At 59.2% G+C, this 16,895-nt stretch carries 11 protein-coding genes; 5 read left to right on the top strand and 6 right to left on the bottom strand.

Going from position 1 to position 16,895, the window contains the following annotated elements; all coding sequences use genetic code 11:
* The first annotated feature begins 27 nt into the window (after positions 1-27).
* Entirely contained in the window at positions 28-1,110 is a 1,083-nt protein-coding gene (locus ACP7C6_RS02200) for a catalase family peroxidase (protein WP_308907698.1), read from the top strand.
* Entirely contained in the window at positions 1,107-1,646 is a 540-nt protein-coding gene (locus tag ACP7C6_RS02195; RefSeq protein WP_028616903.1) for a cytochrome b, read from the top strand. Before ACP7C6_RS02200 ends, ACP7C6_RS02195 begins: the two co-directional genes overlap by 4 nt.
* 33 nt (positions 1,647-1,679) lie before the next feature.
* Here the strand turns inward: ACP7C6_RS02195 and ACP7C6_RS02190 are convergent, their stop codons facing one another.
* Together ACP7C6_RS02190 and ACP7C6_RS02185 are read right to left on the bottom strand one after the other, a co-directional pair.
* Positions 1,680-2,831 (bottom strand): M14 family metallopeptidase, encoded by a 1,152-nt coding sequence (locus ACP7C6_RS02190; RefSeq protein WP_028616902.1) that lies wholly within the window; start codon positions 2,829-2,831, stop codon positions 1,680-1,682.
* A gap of 465 nt (positions 2,832-3,296) precedes the next feature.
* Positions 3,297-3,638, bottom strand: a complete 342-nt coding sequence (locus ACP7C6_RS02185; RefSeq protein ID WP_426108206.1) for a DUF6124 family protein — start codon at positions 3,636-3,638, stop codon at positions 3,297-3,299.
* A gap of 132 nt (positions 3,639-3,770) precedes the next feature.
* Here ACP7C6_RS02185 and ACP7C6_RS02180 point away from each other — a divergent pair, with 132 nt between their 5' ends.
* Positions 3,771-4,403, top strand: a complete 633-nt coding sequence (locus ACP7C6_RS02180; protein WP_426108205.1) for a LexA family protein — start codon at positions 3,771-3,773, stop codon at positions 4,401-4,403.
* Here the strand turns inward: ACP7C6_RS02180 and ACP7C6_RS02175 are convergent.
* From ACP7C6_RS02175 to ACP7C6_RS02160, 4 genes are read right to left on the bottom strand one after another with little or no spacing between them, the layout of a single operon-like run.
* Positions 4,400-6,325 (bottom strand): acetyl/propionyl/methylcrotonyl-CoA carboxylase subunit alpha, encoded by a 1,926-nt coding sequence (locus ACP7C6_RS02175; RefSeq protein ID WP_426108204.1) that lies wholly within the window; start codon positions 6,323-6,325, stop codon positions 4,400-4,402. The genes ACP7C6_RS02180 and ACP7C6_RS02175 overlap by 4 nt on opposite strands.
* Positions 6,322-7,128 carry a gamma-carboxygeranoyl-CoA hydratase gene (locus tag ACP7C6_RS02170; protein ID WP_028616898.1) on the bottom strand — a complete coding sequence of 269 codons (807 nt, stop codon included), beginning with the start codon at positions 7,126-7,128 and terminating at the stop codon, positions 6,322-6,324. The genes ACP7C6_RS02175 and ACP7C6_RS02170 overlap by 4 nt, the downstream gene beginning before the upstream one ends.
* A 15-nt stretch (positions 7,129-7,143) precedes the next feature.
* Positions 7,144-8,751 (bottom strand): carboxyl transferase domain-containing protein, encoded by a 1,608-nt coding sequence (locus tag ACP7C6_RS02165; protein WP_028616897.1) that lies wholly within the window; start codon positions 8,749-8,751, stop codon positions 7,144-7,146.
* Positions 8,752-8,762: 11 nt separating this feature from the next.
* Positions 8,763-9,926, bottom strand: a complete 1,164-nt coding sequence (locus ACP7C6_RS02160; protein WP_028616896.1) for an isovaleryl-CoA dehydrogenase — start codon at positions 9,924-9,926, stop codon at positions 8,763-8,765.
* Positions 9,927-10,076: 150 nt separating this feature from the next.
* Between ACP7C6_RS02160 and ACP7C6_RS02155 the strand changes: the two genes are divergently transcribed.
* Both ACP7C6_RS02155 and ACP7C6_RS02150 read left to right on the top strand, forming a co-directional pair.
* Positions 10,077-11,714, top strand: coding sequence for an AMP-binding protein (locus tag ACP7C6_RS02155; protein ID WP_426108203.1), 1,638 nt, complete (start codon positions 10,077-10,079; stop codon positions 11,712-11,714).
* A 123-nt stretch (positions 11,715-11,837) separates the two neighbouring features.
* Positions 11,838-16,421, top strand: coding sequence for an NEL-type E3 ubiquitin ligase domain-containing protein (locus tag ACP7C6_RS02150; protein WP_426108202.1), 4,584 nt, complete (start codon positions 11,838-11,840; stop codon positions 16,419-16,421).
* The last annotated feature ends 474 nt before the right edge of the window (positions 16,422-16,895 follow it).

Here is a 16,895-nt window from a genome sequence, read left to right as displayed (position 1 = left end):
TAAGGCCTTCGGCCCTGGAGTTCCTTCATGGTAGATCACTCATCACCGCCCCGTCCTCCGCTGAGCACTGCGAGCCTGATCGCGCGCCTGGCAGGTATCGGTGCCGTGGTTGCGGTTGTGGCGGGGGCTTTCGCCTACGTCAATGGCACCCTCGACCCACAGCGCCTGCGTCCTAAAACCCTGGTCAATGCCCTGGAAACCAACAACGGCGTGCACCCTGGCTTCCGGCGTAACCACGCCAAGGGTGTGTGCGTGGCCGGGTATTTCGAGAGTAGTGCCCAAGTTCGTGCCTATTCCAGCGCCCAGGTATTCAGCGAGCCCAGGACGCCGTTGATCGGTCGGTTCGCCTTGCCGAGCGGTAACCCCTACGCGCCGGACAGCAGTGTGCCGATCCGCAGTTTTGCCGTGCAATTCAGCCAGGCCAACGGCCAGCAGTGGCGCACCGGCATGAACAGCATGCCAGTGTTTCCGGTGGGCACGCCCGAGGCGTTCTACCAAATGCTCAAGGCCGGTGCGCCGCAGCCTGCCACCGGCAAGCCGGACCCTGCGAGCATGCCGGCATTTTTTGCCGCCCATCCCGAGACTGCGCCGTTCCTGGCGTGGGTCAAGACCGCCAAGCCTTCGGCCAGTTATGCCACCGAAACCTACAACGGTATCAACGCGTTCTTCCTGGTAGGGGCCGATGGCAAGCGCCAGGCCGTGCGTTGGGGCGTGGTGCCGCAGCGTCAGGATGCGGCGGGCGATCTCGCCGCCGCCGGCAGTGATTTCCTGGAGAAGGACCTGGTCCAGCGCCTGGCGATCGGGCCGTTGCGCTGGCAATTGAACATGACCCTGGCCAACCCCGGCGACCCGGTGGACGATGCAAGCAAGGCCTGGACTGGCGAGCATAAAGTCATCAACGCCGGCACCTTGGTGCTGCAAAGCAGCCAGCCGCAGGCTGATGGCGATTGCCGCGATATCAATTTTGATCCACTGATTCTGCCCAGCGGCATCGAAGCCTCCAATGACCCGTTGCTGGCAGCTCGGTCGGCGGCGTACGCCAGTTCGTACCTGCGTCGTGCCGGTGAAGTCAGCCCGTTGCACAACGCCCCTCAGGAGTCGAAACCATGAATGCCCAACCGCGGTTTTTCGCACCCCTGGCGCGCCTGCTGCACTGGCTGATGGCGCTGATGGTCATCGCCATGCTGTTTATCGGCGCGGGCCTGGCGGCTTCTGTTTCGGAGCGCCATGAATGGTTGATCCACCTGCACAAGCCGTTGGGGATCGCGATCCTGGCCTTGGTGATCGTGCGCTTGGTCGTGCGCTTCGCCACGCGCCAACCGCCGTTGCCTGCCGACTTGCCGCTGTGGCAAGTACTGGCGGCCAAGGCGTCCCATCTGGTGTTGTATGCGCTGATGCTGGTGTTGCCGCTGCTGGGCTGGGCGATGATTTCGGCGGCGGGCGACCCTGTGATGCTCAGCAGTTCGGTGCAGTTGCCGGCGCTGGTGGGGGCGAATGCGCCGTTGTTCGCGGTGCTGCGCAGGGCCCATGGATTTCTGGCGTACCTGCTGTTCCTGACGGTGCTGTTGCACTTGGCGGCGGCGCTGTTCCATGGGTTCATCCGCCGCGATGGTGTGTTGCAAAGCATGACTGGCAGTAAACGCTGAGTGTGTAGGAGCCGGCATGCCGGCTCCTTGGGGTTAGCGTAGGGCTGTCACGATATCGGCGACCGTGCTCAATACGTCCTTGCCCAGTTGCTTGGAGCGTTCACCGGACCAGCCGGTTGTAACGTTGGGGGCGTCGTCGTTGTCCTTGAAGGGCATCTCCAGGGTCAGTGACAGGCAGTCGTATTGCTGGCCTACCGCGTTGCACGCCAGGGTCATATTGGCCTCGCCGGGCAGGTCGCGGGTGTAGCCGTAGGTGGTCTGGAAGTCGCGGGTCAGGCCGCTCAAGTGGCTGCGGAAGTGTTTTTCCAGCCTCTCGATGCGTGGGGTGTAGCCGGGATTGCCTTCGCAGCCGGCGGTAAAGACGTAGGGGATTTCTTCGTCGCCATGGATATCGAGGAACAGGTCGACGCCGTATTTTTCCATCTGTTGTTGCACGAACAACACTTCTGGGCTGATCGCTTGGCTGGCGCTCTGCCATGCGCGGTTGAGGTCCTGGCCCATGGCGTTGGTGCGCAGATGGCCGTGGAACGCGCCGTCCGGGTTCATGTTGGGCACCAGGTACAGGTCGGCGACTTTCAGCAGGTTTTTCAACTCGTCATCACCGTCCTGTTGCAGGCGTTCGATGATGCCTTCCATAAACCATTCGGCCATGTGTTCGCCAGGATGCTGTTGGGCGATGATCCAGACCTTGCGTCGACCGGCGCCGCCTTTGCCGCGACGCAGCAGTTGGATATCACGGCCTTCGACACTTTTACCGGTGGCCAGCAGTTGGGTACCGGCGCGGTTCAAGGCTTGCTCGATCAGCCAGTCGTGACGCTCACGGCTGTAGGGTTCGAAATAGGCGATCCAGGCGTGCCTCTCACGGGTCTCAAGGCTGATATGCAGGATTTCCCCATCAAAGCGCGAGGGCACCCGAAACCAGTTGATATGGTCGTATGACGCCACGGCGTTGTAGCCGCTCCACGCGTGTGGGTAGGAAGACTTACCCGCGTTACTCAGGCGAAAAGTGTGGGTGTGGCCCACGTGCATGCCTTCGGCCTTGAAGTGGAACCATTGGAAATGCTGGCTACGGGTGTCGGGTTTGATCGCCAGCAACAACTGGTGGGAATCGTGGGCATCCAGTACCTGGATATTGCCACTGTCGAAGTCGGTGCTGATCTTAATGGAGGTCAAGGCCACGGTCATAGTCTGGTTGCCTGAATATGAGTGTTGTGGCGGCTATATTACACAGGAGTCTGGTAAAGACTGGACGCAAAATTATTGCACGGGGGAGGGGGCGTCATCCTTGACGCCGCAGCAGCTTAGAATCTATGAGATTGATTCTCAAGCGCTATTTCGCAAAGGTTTGGACTAGAGCGTTCGACTGGCTTTCTTTTGACGATGGTCTTTTGCTACCATGCGTGCCATCGAGCAACACACAGTCTTCATTAGCCTGAAGCCATGCCAGGGAAACTGGCAAAAAAAAGACCCGGCCAAAGAGCCGGGTCAAAAACCGTGATTAGCCTGATGAGGAGATATTCCAAGAGTCCGACCTAAGGTCCCTTGGTCTATCGACTGATCTCGCGATCAGCTAGGTCCAATAATAATCATTATCATTTGCAAGTCAAATGTTTTTATCCGTTAGATAGAAATATTTTTCTTCTGCGCCTGTTATCCGTTCGCTCGAGCCGCTGGCGCCTGCAACGACCGCTCCACCATCGCCTTCGCCATATCAATCAAGTACACCACCGAAAACGCCAGGTCGCGATGATTGCCCTGGTGGCTGCTCGCAGATTCATAGGCCGTGGCTGCGGCACTGCGCAACAGGTCCGAGGCGTGCACCAGGGCTTCCTCCTGGCTGATGCCTGGTTTGATGGCGAACAGGGCGTCGTCAGGGGCTGTCGTCGACATATCTTCTTTCAAGTAAAAGTCCAATGCGCGCCGGACGGCACCGCTGCTACGCAGGTCGTGGTCTTCAGAGGTTTCGGGTAGGGGATACGGGCTGGTCGTCATAAGGGGCGGTACTCTGTTGTGGGTGTCAAAAACCTTATGTCCGATGATAGTACGTATCGTATTAATGTCGTTTTATGGATTACTACAAACTGTTTATTGCCCTGAAAACTGCGTGACGTATTGTCAGCGCCCATGGATAACTGGATAGCGTTGGTCAAGGCCAACATGGAAGACCGCAGGGTCACGCAGGGTGAATTGGCTGAGCGCCTGGGCATGTCTCAAGGCGGCGTGGGGCATTGGCTCAATAAACGCCGTGCGCCTAGCGTCGTGGATATGAACCGGGTGTTGGCGGCGTTGGGGTTGGGGTATCTGGAAGTCGCGCTGGACATTCGCGAGCGGGCCGAGGAAGTGCCTGTGCAGAAGCACTACACCCCGTATTTCCGCTACCCGGTCAGCGATTGGAGCGGGCTGTGCGAGGTCCGTGAAGAGCGTGCGGCCTATGGCGCTGCCCGCTTTGAACTTACCGATTACCATGCCCAGGGCGAAGCGTTCTGGCTGCCGGTCAGCGGCGACGCTATGACCGCGCCCAGCGGACTGAGCATCAGCGCGGGCATGCTGATCCTGGTCGACCCGGCCATTCAGGCCGAGCCTGGCAAGCTGGTGGTCGCCCAATGGGCCGCGTGCCCCCAGGCGACCTTCCGCCAATTGCTGGAAGAAAGCGGCCAGCTCTACCTGGTGCCGCTCAATCCCACCTACCCAAAGCAGCCATTCACTGATGACTGCCATATCCTGGGCGTCGTTGTGCAAGCCACGGCAAAGTTCTAGCCGGCCGGTTCGAGTTCCACCAACGCGCAACCTTCTGCGACCATTTCACCTTCCTGGCAGAACAGCGCCTTGATCACCCCGGCTTGAGGCGCGCGGATGCTGTGTTCCATCTTCATGGCCTCCAGCACCACCAGTTGCGTGCCGGCCTCAACGTTTTGGCCGACCTCCACCAGCACCCGCACGATACTGCCGTTCATCGGCGCCGTCAGGCCGCCTTGATGGGACTGGTTGGCCTCAACCGCCGCAATCGGGTCGGACACTGTCACGCCCTGCATCTCGCCGTCCCAGCGCAAAAATACGCGGGTGCCGCTGCGAACTGCCAGATGGCTGCGACGCACGCCTTGTTGCTCGATCAGCAACTGTTCGCCTCGCAAGTTCGGCGCATCCGCGGCCAGCGTGACTAACCGATCCTGGCCATTGCAGCTCAGATGCAGCGAAACTTCGGCAGGCAACCCGGCACGAAACCCTCGCGTCTCCCCCCAAGGTCCATCACCCTTCGGCAAGCTCTGAATGAAGGCCGCGCCCGCCGCTTGCCAGAATTCATCACTCAATTCCCCAGGCGCCGGCAGCAACTGTTCCTGATAGCGCGGAATGAACCCGGTATCCAACTCGGCTGCCGCAAATGCCGAGTGTCCGATAATCCGCCGTAAGAAGCCCAGGTTGGTCTTGAGCCCGCCGATGGCAAACTCCTCCAGCATGGCCAACAATCGCAATCGCGCCTGTTCACGGTCTTCACCCCAGGCAATCAGCTTGCCGAGCATGGGATCGTAGAACGGCGACACGCTGTCGCCTTGCTCCACACCGCTGTCCACGCGGCGCCCAGGGCCCGGTGCGGATTCGCGGTACAGCGCCAGGTGACCGGTGGCAGGCAGGAAGTCATTGGCCGGGTCTTCGGCATACAGCCGCACTTCGATCGCATGGCCGACCAGCGGCACCTGCTCCTGGGTGATCGGCAACGCCTCTCCCTGGGCGACACGGATTTGCCAGGCCACCAAGTCCAGGCCGGTGATCGCCTCGGTCACCGGGTGCTCCACTTGCAGCCGAGTGTTCATCTCCATGAAGAAGAACTCACCGCGTGCGTCCAGCAAGAACTCCACGGTGCCTGCGCCGACATAGCCGATGGCCTGGGCGGCGCGCACGGCGGCTTCGCCCATGGCCTTGCGCTGTTCAACACTCAGTCCCGGTGCTGGCGCCTCTTCGACGACCTTCTGGTGACGACGCTGGATCGAGCAGTCACGTTCATTGAGGTACAGGCAATGTCCATGCTGATCGGCAAACACCTGGATCTCCACATGGCGTGGCTTGAGCAGGTACTTTTCCACCAACATCTGCCCATTGCTGAAGGACGACAGTGCCTCGCGCTGTGCCGAGGCCAGGGCTTCGGCCAACTGGCTGACATCCTCGACCACCTTCATGCCCTTGCCGCCTCCACCCGCCGTAGCCTTGAGCAGCACGGGATAGCCGATGCGCTCGCAGGCTGCGCGGAAGGTCTCCAGGTCCTGGGCTTCGCCGTGGTAACCCGGTACCAAGGGGACCCCGGCGGTTTCCATCAAGGCCTTGGCGGCCGACTTGCTGCCCATGGCATCGATGGCCGAGGCGGGCGGGCCGAGAAAGATCAATCCGGCCGCTTCAATCGCGCGGGCAAAACCTGCGTTCTCCGACAAAAAACCGTAACCCGGATGGATCGCCTGGGCACCGCTGGCCTGGGCTGCAGCGATCAGTTTGTCGATTTGCAGGTAGCTGTCAGTGGCCTTGCTGCCGCCCAGGTCGACGCGGATATCCGCCTCACGGCTGTGGCGCGCATCGCGGTCAGTGGCGCTGTGCACCGCCACGGTGGTCAGGCCCATGGCCTTGGCGGTGCGCATCACTCGGCAAGCAATCTCGCCACGGTTGGCCACCAGTAGGGTCGTCAACATGCTCATGAACGCGGCTCCTGCGATTGCCAGCTGGGTGGACGTTTTTGCAGGAAGGCGCGCAGGCCTTCCTGGCCTTCGGCGCTGACACGGATGCGCGCAATGGCGTTTTCGCAATAGCGGCGCAGGGCCGGGGTGAGGGCACCGTGGCCCACTTCGCGCAGCAAGTCCTTGCTGGCGCGCATGGCCGCCGGGCTGTTTTGCAGGAGGTTGGCAATCCACTGTTCGACCTGTTGATCCAACTCGCTGATCGGATAGCTTTCCGCCAACAAACCGATCTCCCGTGCCCGTTGGCCACCAAAGCGCTCAGCGGTCAACGCATAGCGCCGTGCTGCACGCTCGCCGATGGCTTGCACCACGAACGGACTGATCACCGCCGGCGCCAGGCCAATGCGCACTTCTGACAGACAGAACTGCGCATCGTCCGCACCAATCGCCATGTCACAGCAACTGATCAAGCCCAGCGCACCGCCGTAGGCCGCACCTTGCACCACCGCCAGGGTCGGGATTTTCAACTTGGCCAGGTTGTACATCAACTCGGCCAACTCACGGGCATCGTCCAGATTGGTGTGGTAATCCAGCTCGGCCGATTGCTGCATCCAGGCCAGGTCGGCCCCGGCGCTGAAATGCTTGCCGCGCCCGCGCAGCACCAGAAAGCGCAGGGATGGATCACCCTGTACGTGGTCGAGGGCGATGATCAGTTCGCGGATCATCTCTGCGTTGAACGCGTTGTTCTTGGCTTCACGACTGAGCCACAGCGTGGCAAAGCCACGGCGGTCGGTGATCAGTTCGAGGGTGTTGAAGTCGCTCATGGGATACAGCTCCATTTACATGCGGAACACGCCGAAGCGGCTCGGCTCGATGGGGGCATTCAGCGAAGCGGACAAGGCCAGGGCCAGCACGTCACGGGTCTGCAACGGGTCAATCACACCGTCGTCCCACAGGCGCGCGCTGGAGTAGTAGGGGTGGCCCTGGGTTTCGTACTGGTCGAGGATCGGCTGCTTGATGGCGGACTCTTCTTCGGCGCTGAACCCCACGCCGGCGCGTTCAGCCTGCTCGCGCTTGACCTGCACCAGCACGCCGGCCGCCTGTTCGGCGCCCATCACGCCGATGCGTGCATTCGGCCACATCCACAGGAAGCGCGGGTCATAGGCGCGGCCGCACATGCCATAGTTACCGGCGCCAAAGCTGCCGCCGATGATCACCGTGAACTTCGGTACCTTGGCGCAGGCCACTGCGGTGACCAGCTTGGCACCGTGCTTGGCGATGCCACCGGCTTCGTATTTCTGGCCGACCATGAACCCGGTGATGTTCTGCAGGAACAACAGCGGAATGCCGCGCTGGCAGGCCAGTTCGATAAAGTGCGCGCCTTTTTGCGCGGCTTCGGCAAACAGGATGCCGTTGTTGGCCAGGATCGCAATCGGGTAACCATGCAGGTGTGCAAAGCCGCACACAAGCGTGGTCCCGAACAGCGCCTTGAACTCATCGAACACTGAACCGTCCACCAGCCGCGTGATCACTTCACGCACATCAAAGGGCTGCTTGGCATCGGCCGGGATCACGCCATACAGCTCCTCACTGCTGTACAACGGCGCCACGGGCGGGCGTTGCAGCAACTCGCCCTGTTTGCGCCAATTGAGGTTGGCCACGCTGCGCCGGGCCAGTGCCAGCGCGTGTTCGTCGCTGTCGGCATAGTGGTCGGCCACGCCAGAGATCTTGCAGTGCACATCGGCACCGCCGAGGTCTTCGGCGCTGACCACTTCACCCGTCGCGGCTTTCACCAGCGGCGGGCCGGCAAGGAAGATGGTGGCCTGGTTGCGCACCATGATCGCTTCGTCGGCCATGGCCGGCACATAGGCGCCACCGGCGGTACACGAGCCCATTACCACTGCGATCTGCGGGATACCTCGGGCGCTCATGTTGGCCTGGTTGAAGAAGATCCGCCCGAAGTGTTCGCGGTCGGGGAACACTTCATCCTGACGCGGCAAGTTGGCGCCGCCGGAGTCCACCAGGTAGATGCACGGCAGGCGGTTCTGCTCGGCGATCGTCTGGGCGCGCAGGTGTTTTTTAACGGTGAGCGGGTAGTAGGAGCCGCCTTTCACCGTCGCGTCGTTGGCGACGATCATGCATTCGACGCCTTCCACCCGGCCGATCCCGGCAATCACCCCGGCGGCAGGCACGTCTTCGCCATACACCTGATGGGCGGCCAGTTGGCTGAGTTCAAGGAACGGCGAGCCGGGGTCGAGCAAACGGTTGATGCGCTCGCGGGGCAACAGTTTGCCGCGTGAGGTGTGCCGCTCCTGGGCCTTGGCGCCGCCGCCTTGCTGCACGTGAGCGAGCAGGCTGTGCAGCGCGTCGACCTGTTGGCGCATCGCCGCGCTGTTAGCGGCGAACTCCGCCGAACGTGGGTTGAGTTGGGTATGCAAGGTGGCCATGGTGCGCTCCTTCAGCGGGTTTCGTTGAAGAGTTCGCGACCGATCAGCATCCGGCGTATCTCACTGGTGCCGGCGCCGATTTCATACAGCTTGGCGTCCCGCAGCAGCCGACCGGCAGGGAATTCATTGATATAGCCGTTACCGCCCAGGATCTGGATCGCGTCGAGTGCCATCTGCGTGGCGCGTTCGGCGCTGTAAAGGATCACCCCGGCCGCATCCTTGCGCGTGGTTTCGCCACGCTCGCAAGCCTGGGCCACCGCGTACAGATAGGCGCGACTGGCGTTGAGCTGGGTGTACATGTCGGCCACCTTTCCCTGGATCAGCTGGAATTCGCCAATGCTCTGGCCGAACTGCTTGCGGTCGTGGATATAGGGCACGATCAGGTCCATGCAGGCTTGCATGATCCCGGTGGGGCCGCCGGACAGCACCACGCGTTCGTAGTCCAGGCCGCTCATCAGCACTTTCACGCCGCCATTGAGCACGCCGAGGATGTTTTCTTCGGGTACTTCAACGTCATCGAAAAACAGCTCGCAGGTGTTGGAGCCGCGCATGCCCAGCTTGTCGAACTTGTTGCTGCGGCTGAAGCCTTTCCAGTCACGCTCGACGATGAAGGCGGTGATGCCGTGAGGGCCTTTCTCCAGGTCGGTCTTGGCATAGATCACGTAGGTGCTGGCGTCGGGGCCATTGGTGATCCAGGTCTTGCTGCCGTTGAGCACATAATGATCGCCGCGTTTGTCGGCGCGCAGTTTCATCGAGACCACATCGGAACCGGCATTCGGCTCGCTCATGGCCAGGGCGCCGACGTGTTCGCCGCTGATGAGTTTGGGAAGGTACTTGAGTTTCTGTGCGTGGTTACCGTTGCGATTGATCTGGTTCACACATAGGTTCGAGTGTGCGCCGTAGGACAACGCCACCGAGGCCGAGCCACGGCTGATCTCTTCCATCGCCACCACGTGGGCCAGGTAACCCAGGCCGGCGCCGCCGTATTCTTCCGGGACGGTGATGCCCAACAGGCCCATGTCGCCGAATTTCTGCCACAGGTCGGCGGGGAACAGGTTGTCACTGTCGATCTGTGCCGCGCGCGGCGCTATTTCCTTGCTCACGAAGGACTGCACCTGGTCGCGCAGCATGTCGATGGTTTCACCGAGGGCGAAGTTCAGGGACGGGTAACTCATGGACAGGCACCTTAATGTGAGCGTTGTTTTTGTGTGGAGGGTGCGCCAGGGGAGGGCGCTCACCTTTACGTTAACGTAAGCTTGCGTTGCGGCGCTGTCAATCGTAGTTTACGTTTACGTCAACCTACAAAAAAGACAACAGGGGTCGTTATGGATCAACCAAACCAGAGCTACAGCCGTGGCTCCCAGGACAAGACCTTGCTGGCCATGACTATTGGCCAAGCCTTTGACCGAACCGTCGCGCAATTCCCCGAGGGTGAGGCCTTGGTGGTGCGTCATCAGCAGCACCGCTACACCTGGCGGCAATTGGCCGAAGCGGTCGATGTGCACGCCCGTGCGTTTCTCGCTCTGGGCATGCAGACCGGCGATCGTCTGGGCATCTGGGCACCCAATTGCGCCGAGTGGTGCATCAGCCAGATTGCCAGTGCCAAGCTCGGCGTGATCCTGGTGAATATCAACCCGGCCTACCGCAGCAGTGAATTGGACTACGTGCTCAAGCAATCCGGCTGTCAGTGGCTGGTGTGCGCCGGGTCGTTCAAGACGTCCGATTACCATGCGATGTTGCAGGAATTGAAACCCGACCTGCGCGGCATGATCAGCCTCGACCCCAGTCCTCCCCCAGGATTCATGCCTTGGTCGCAGCTATTGGCCCTCGGTGCAGGCGTCCCTCCCGAACAGTTGCACAGCCGCCAGGCCAGCCTGCATCTCGACCAACCCGTGAATATCCAGTACACCTCCGGCACCACCGGCTTCCCCAAGGGCGCCACCCTCAGCCACCACAACATCCTCAATAACGGCTACATGGTCGGCGAAAGCCTGGGCCTGACCGCGCAGGACCGACTGGTGATCCCGGTGCCGCTGTACCACTGCTTTGGCATGGTCATGGGCAACCTGGGTTGCATCACCCACGGCACCACCATGATTTATCCCAATGATGGTTTCGACCCACTGCTGACACTCACTGCCGTCGCCGAAGAACGCGCCACCGGTCTGTACGGCGTGCCCACCATGTTCATCGCCATGCTCGATCACCCGCGCCTTGGTGAGTTCGACCTGTCCACCTTGCGCACCGGCATCATGGCCGGCGCCACATGCCCTATCGAAGTCATGCGCCGCGTGATCAGCGAGATGCACATGAGTGAAGTGCAAATTGCCTATGGCATGACGGAAACCAGCCCGGTGTCCTTGCAGACCGGCGCGGATGACGATCTGGAGCGCCGCGTGACCACGGTTGGCCGCACTCAGCCGCAACTTGAAAACAAGATCATCGACGCCGACGGCAACACCGTTGTGCGCGGCGAGATCGGCGAACTTTGTACCCGTGGCTACAGTGTGATGCTCGGCTACTGGAACAACCCCGACGCCACCCGCGAGGCCATCGACGCCGCCGGCTGGATGCACACCGGCGACCTGGCGAGCATGGACGCCCATGGCTACGTGTGCATCGCCGGGCGCAACAAGGACATGATCATTCGTGGCGGCGAGAACGTGTACCCGCGTGAGCTGGAAGAATTTTTCTTCACCCATCCGGCGGTAGCGGATGTGCAGGTCATCGGCATTCCGGATGAGCGCTACGGTGAAGCGATCGTTGCGTGGATCAAGTTCCATCCGGGCCATGTGGCCAGTGAGCTGGAACTCCAGACGTGGTGCAAGGGACGTATCGCGCACTTCAAGACGCCCAAGTACTTCAAGTTCGTGGATGAGTTTCCGATGACGGTGACGGGCAAGGTCCAGAAATTTCGCATGCGCGAGATCAGTATCGAGGAGTTGGCGTCCCGCAACGACTGAGGGAAAGCGCGTCCGCGGTGTGCCAGTCAGTACTAACCTTATGGCGTGGGGTAAGTGAATATCGCTGTTTGATGAACGAACGATTCATAGTGATTGTTTGTTCTATCAAAGAGTATTCGGCAAATGAGTGATCTTATTCAACTGAGCGGTAACCGATCAACGGCGCTGCAGAGCGTTCATGCACGCGTGATAAAGGACCGGTTGCCATCCTGGTTTCACGCCGCCGACCTGAAGCGCAAAAAGGAGTTTTCTGAAACGTTATTGGTCATACCTCAATGGTATAAAGATTTATCGTCCGAGAGAAAATCTTTCCTCAATGCAGCTTATGAACGTAGTGTCGAGTCGTTGAATAGACTGGATGATATTTTTAACGACTTAAAAGGCGCCGTGGCGTTTTCCGAGCCGCTTTTAGTGGCGGCAATGAAAGAAGAGTTTGGTGAAGACTACGACGTCAAGCGCCTGTTTTTTGCGCGTGAGGCCTTTATGCCGGCTGACCGTTCAGAGGTCTTCGGGCAGCAGGCTTCTGGTTATTGCTACTACAAAGGCCTCAGTCTGATAGAGGCGGCATTAAATAACTTTCCAATCGAAGACACCCTTGAGGTTGCGAATAAAAATGCCAGTCTTGTCACGCGCTATGATTTTCATCAGTACCCCTCTTCCGAGAGGCCTAATCAAGTAGAAGTTGTCAACCGTAAAGTCTCGATAGAGCCCCATGTGTTCGCCAGGCTGTGCCGAACATTGGACCTGGGGGCGCGCTATCTGGCGCATGTCGAGTCGTTTGTCAGCCCTGCCGACCCTCCCAAGGCCAACATGGGCACAATGGCAACAGCCGTGCGCAATGTGATGACGGGGGCGACCAGGCATCAGTTGCTATTTACCGCCGAGGTGGCAGTTGGGCGTAAGGATATCCATCAAGATGCCTACCAGTTGATACAACAATTGGCGGCTAACCAGCCGGAGTTGAAGTGGCGCGATAAGTTAGTGAGCTTTTCGCATTTGAACTTTCTGGGGCAGCCGCTGGAGCAAATTATTGTTATCGGGCATATCAACATTCACTACCCTACGCGTGGCAATGTGGTGTATTTGAGCGAGCCGTGTTTGGCATTCATTCCGGGAGACCCGGTGTGTATGTTGAAGGAGTATGCAGACTTGGCGGCGCTCAAGTTAGATTTGTTGGAGCGATTGTGCCTGGCCAGTTATCGGCAGTTTTTCAGTCAGTTCATACCCTACGCGCAGCAAGGTCATTTTTTTGCCAAGCTCAAGCGGCACCTTGATCCCTCTGGCAAGTTGGCTGAATCTGAAAACTATGATTCCGCCAAAAAAAATATAAGACCGCTCACCGCTAGTTATGGCACTCGTTTTTCGTTGTTGTGGCGCGACCACACACGGCAAAAAATCGATCTGATGCTCAGTAATGCGCAGGCGATGGCGGTTTCCACAGAGGCGGCGGATGAGCGTGCGCGCAACGAGTGGCTGGCTTCCTTGGGCAGTATCGCCTTGAATGTATTGAACGTTGCCGCCTTTGTCGTTCCTCAGTTGGCTCCCGTCATGTTGCTGATCGGGGCGGCGCAAATGCTGCAAGAGGTCGTATCGGGAATCGAGGCTTGGGAAGACGGGGATACAAAAGCGGCATGGGCCCACGTTTCGGCGATTGCCTTTAATGTGGCGTCGGCGGTCATTGGCGCCAAGTTGCTACCGATGATCAAGACGCCATTGGTTGAGAGTTTGGCCCATGTGCGTTGCCCTGACGGCGCTGTCCGTTTGTACGCACCGGACTTAAGGCCCTACCAGCGACAGGTTGCGATACCCGATGAGCTCACGGTCAATGAGGAAGGACTGTTTGAGCATGAGGGAGGGTTGTACCTGCGAGAAAACAACGCGTACTACCGGGTGGAGCGGGTGGGTTCCAGTCCTGACTATAAAATTCTGCACCCGGACAATCCTGCAGCCTATACCCCAAGGGTCAGCCGTACGCCTGCCGGGGGATGGGCACATGAACACGAGAACCCGTTGACATTCACCGAGTCGCAATTGATGCGCCGGTTGGGCCCGATGGCAGAGCGTTTTGCCAATGAACCAATCAAGCTCGAACGCATTCTGCAAATGTCTGGCACCGAAGTGGACACTTTGCGCCAGGTACATGCAGACCAGGCGCCACTGCCCGCGCTACTCACCGATACCTTCAAGCGACTTGAAATGGACACTGGGGTGGCAGACGAAACCCCTCCTGTCAGGGCTTCACAGAGGGCTGCGTATCAGTCTGAGCTTTTCGCTCAGCGCTATGCCGCCGCCGAGCGTGCGGAAAGCGCGGCCGCAAGGTTGCTCAACCGCACATTCGCGTCGCTGCCCAAGACGGTTGTGGAAGAGCTGTTGAACGCTGCCAACTCCGCAGAAATGCAGGTGCTCAGCGAGCGTAATCGCGTGCCGTTACGCGTGGCTGAGGAGGCCCGTCATTATCAGCAGCAGGTGCGTTTGGCGAGGGCGTATGAGGGGCTGTACCGCGAAACCCTGGCCAATGACGACACGCAACGCATGGTGCTGCATAGCCTGGAGACGCTGCCTGATTGGCCTGCGGACTTGCGTATTGATGTCGTCGAACGGTTGCCCGGAGGGGAACGCCTGCTGGATTCTCTGGGGCCAAAGAATGCGGCGGTCACACGCCGCTTTATCAAGTTTGGTCCCAAGAATCTTTATGAGGTTCAAGATGACAAATTTGCGGTATTGAACCCTCAGGCGGATATCTATGGGGCTGTGCAGTCAGCGGTTTCACCGAAGGATTGGGTGGCGATGAAACTGACCGCCCAGGATGGCGGCGCGAGCCTGAAACAGGCGCTGGAGCAAATGCCGCTGATGCCACGCGATCAATTGCGTGCGTTGTTGCGGATGCAGCCGATCAAGCCTCGGTATAAACCGCCAATGCGTCTTGCCGATGGGCGCGTCGGTTATCCGTTGAGCCCGGTGGGCGGCGCTGGGCGTCGGCCTTTTGCCTGTGAAAAGGCTGCGTTAGTGCTTTATCCGTCAAAAAACCTCGACGCGGTGGAGTTGATGCTGGATTTACAAGGCGCCAGCGATACTGAGTTTTTGGCAAAAATGCACGAGCTCACCGGCGAGTACAGGCAACTCGAGACAGCGCTGGAGGCATGGGAGGGAGAAGGTGATGGGTATCAACGCCAGTCCAGGCGCAGGGTCGCCGCGAACATCAAATACGCTTGGCAGCGTTCAGGCTCACAACAGGCCCTGAACCCTTTGCACGAGAATATGGAATACATCTTGCGTTTGTCTGATGAGCAAATCGGTGATTTACCTCCCATTACAGCGAACCTGAACCATGTGGATTGTTTGGAATTATCGAGAATGTCTCTTTCGGATGCGTCCTTACCTTTCTTGAAGGCGTTTGGCGGTGTGCGCTGGTTGGATATGAGCGGCAACAACTTCACGCGATTGCCGGAGTTTGCCGAGGGGGGAGCGCAATTGACCACGCTCGACTTGAGCGGTAACGACATTCGCCTGACCGAGCAAAGTCGTGTGCGCCTTGAAGGGATGCAGCAGTTGACCACGCTTAACCTCGCCCATAACCGTCAGTTGGGATGGGCAGCCAATCTGCGCAACCTGCGTGATTTGAACCAGCTGTACTTGGCGAATACCGGAACCACCACCTTTCCGACAGGCGCCGAATGGTTGAACAACCTGGACTGGATCGATCTGCATACAAACCGGATCACTGCTTTGCCTGAGTACGCGACCCAGCATCCGGAGCGAATCAACGTGCATGAAAATCCTGTCGCTGAGTTTGACCCCGCAAGTGCTCAAGGCGAGCAGCCGGGCGACCATGTAACGCAGGTCGACGCGCGAAGGTTGTGGCTGCATGACTCCCCGGCAAGCGCGCAAGCCCGTCGTGGTGAAATGTGGGACGGACTCATCTCCAACCCTGGGGCGACGGCATTTTTCACCGTGGTCGCTGACACCACCCGTTGCGCTGAGTATCGATCCGGGGTTACCCGACCGGAACTGGCGGAGCGTGTCTGGGACATGATTGAAGCGGCCCATCAAAGTCAGGATATCCGTGAGTCTCTGTTTAAGTTTGCCGATGGTCGCATCACCTGCGGTGACGGGAGTTCGCTTGAGTTCATGAATCTTGAAAATGAGTTGCTGGCCGAAAAATCGCTTGAATTGGCGGGGGAGCATGATGCTGAAGCTGCGCTTATTGGCACTGCTGAGCGGCTATTTCGCCTGAGGTTGGTGGATATCATCGCTGAGCTTGATGTTGAGATGCGAGGACCGGCTTACGCAGAGAAGGCTGAAGTCATTCTGGCCTATCGAACCCGGTTGGCGCAGAAGCTGGATTTGCCGGTGAAATCCCGCGGCATGCTGTACCCGGATTCTGCGGGTGTGAGTCAGGCGACGATTGACACCGCGTATGAAAAGGTGCTCGTCGACGAACAGAATATCCACGAAAAAAGTGTTTTTTTTGTTGAGCAAACGTTTTGGAATAAGCAGCTTCGACGCCAACACTCACTGGAGCTCAATTCTTTGACGAAGGCCGACTTTGAGGGGATGGATGAAAAAATCGAGGCGCTGTTCGAGCTCTCGAGGCTTCAAGAGCATCAGGGTAACCCTGTGGATCAAGCGGCTAGGGAGGCGCGGCAAGTCACGTTCGATGCAGCGGTCGACAGAGTCACCCGCGCGTTGGGCAAGCGTCGGGATTAAATCCTGGTCGACGGATTGATGCCCAGCGCTTTTTATGTTCAGGAGGTGGACGCGCTCGCCGCACAGAGGCAACGCACCGAAACAGCGGCGTTACGAACCTTGACGGTCAGCGTGCTTAACCAGTTTTCGGCGAAGAAGGGCGCATCTGTCTGATGCTGCAGTCGTGCATACAGCACAAAGGGGACCCGGAGGTCCCCTTTAATTTGTCGTTGCGTGCTCTTTTTTATTATTGAGGGCGGTCTATTGTTGTTTTTGGCAACCGTTACCCTTTACCGCTGTTTTTGGCGACCCCCATCCGGGGTCAAGAGCAAACGTATTTTTTTGAGCGCTGATCTGCTTCTTCGTTAACGATCCAACCAGTGGGTAGCTACCTGAGGTAGTTTTATTTTTCTCTAACCGGTTGCGGGTTTCGGCACGCCGTACCCTGCGAAGCACATCTTCTCCAAAAAAATCTGTTAGCTGCGTCTCTGCCGT

Source organism: Pseudomonas sp. TWR1-1-4 (assembly GCF_049897165.1).
In the GTDB taxonomy this organism is placed as follows: Bacteria; Pseudomonadota; Gammaproteobacteria; order Pseudomonadales; family Pseudomonadaceae; genus Aquipseudomonas; species Aquipseudomonas canadensis.
This window is presented reverse-complemented; position numbering and strand designations above follow the sequence as displayed.

Excerpts from the sequence above, each read along its gene's own strand:
- ACP7C6_RS02200 (WP_308907698.1), top strand. The coding sequence starts at position 28 with ATGGTAGATCACTCATCACCGCCCCGTCCTCCGCTGAGCACTGCGAGC.
- ACP7C6_RS02195 (WP_028616903.1), top strand. The coding sequence starts at position 1,107 with ATGAATGCCCAACCGCGGTTTTTCGCACCCCTGGCGCGCCTGCTGCAC.
- ACP7C6_RS02190 (WP_028616902.1), bottom strand. The coding sequence starts at position 2,831 with ATGACCGTGGCCTTGACCTCCATTAAGATCAGCACCGACTTCGACAGT.
- ACP7C6_RS02185 (WP_426108206.1), bottom strand. The coding sequence starts at position 3,638 with ATGACGACCAGCCCGTATCCCCTACCCGAAACCTCTGAAGACCACGAC.
- ACP7C6_RS02180 (WP_426108205.1), top strand. The coding sequence starts at position 3,771 with ATGGATAACTGGATAGCGTTGGTCAAGGCCAACATGGAAGACCGCAGG.
- ACP7C6_RS02175 (WP_426108204.1), bottom strand. The coding sequence starts at position 6,325 with ATGAGCATGTTGACGACCCTACTGGTGGCCAACCGTGGCGAGATTGCT.
- ACP7C6_RS02170 (WP_028616898.1), bottom strand. The coding sequence starts at position 7,128 with ATGAGCGACTTCAACACCCTCGAACTGATCACCGACCGCCGTGGCTTT.
- ACP7C6_RS02165 (WP_028616897.1), bottom strand. The coding sequence starts at position 8,751 with ATGGCCACCTTGCATACCCAACTCAACCCACGTTCGGCGGAGTTCGCC.
- ACP7C6_RS02160 (WP_028616896.1), bottom strand. The coding sequence starts at position 9,926 with ATGAGTTACCCGTCCCTGAACTTCGCCCTCGGTGAAACCATCGACATG.
- ACP7C6_RS02155 (WP_426108203.1), top strand. The coding sequence starts at position 10,077 with ATGGATCAACCAAACCAGAGCTACAGCCGTGGCTCCCAGGACAAGACC.
- ACP7C6_RS02150 (WP_426108202.1), top strand. The coding sequence starts at position 11,838 with ATGAGTGATCTTATTCAACTGAGCGGTAACCGATCAACGGCGCTGCAG.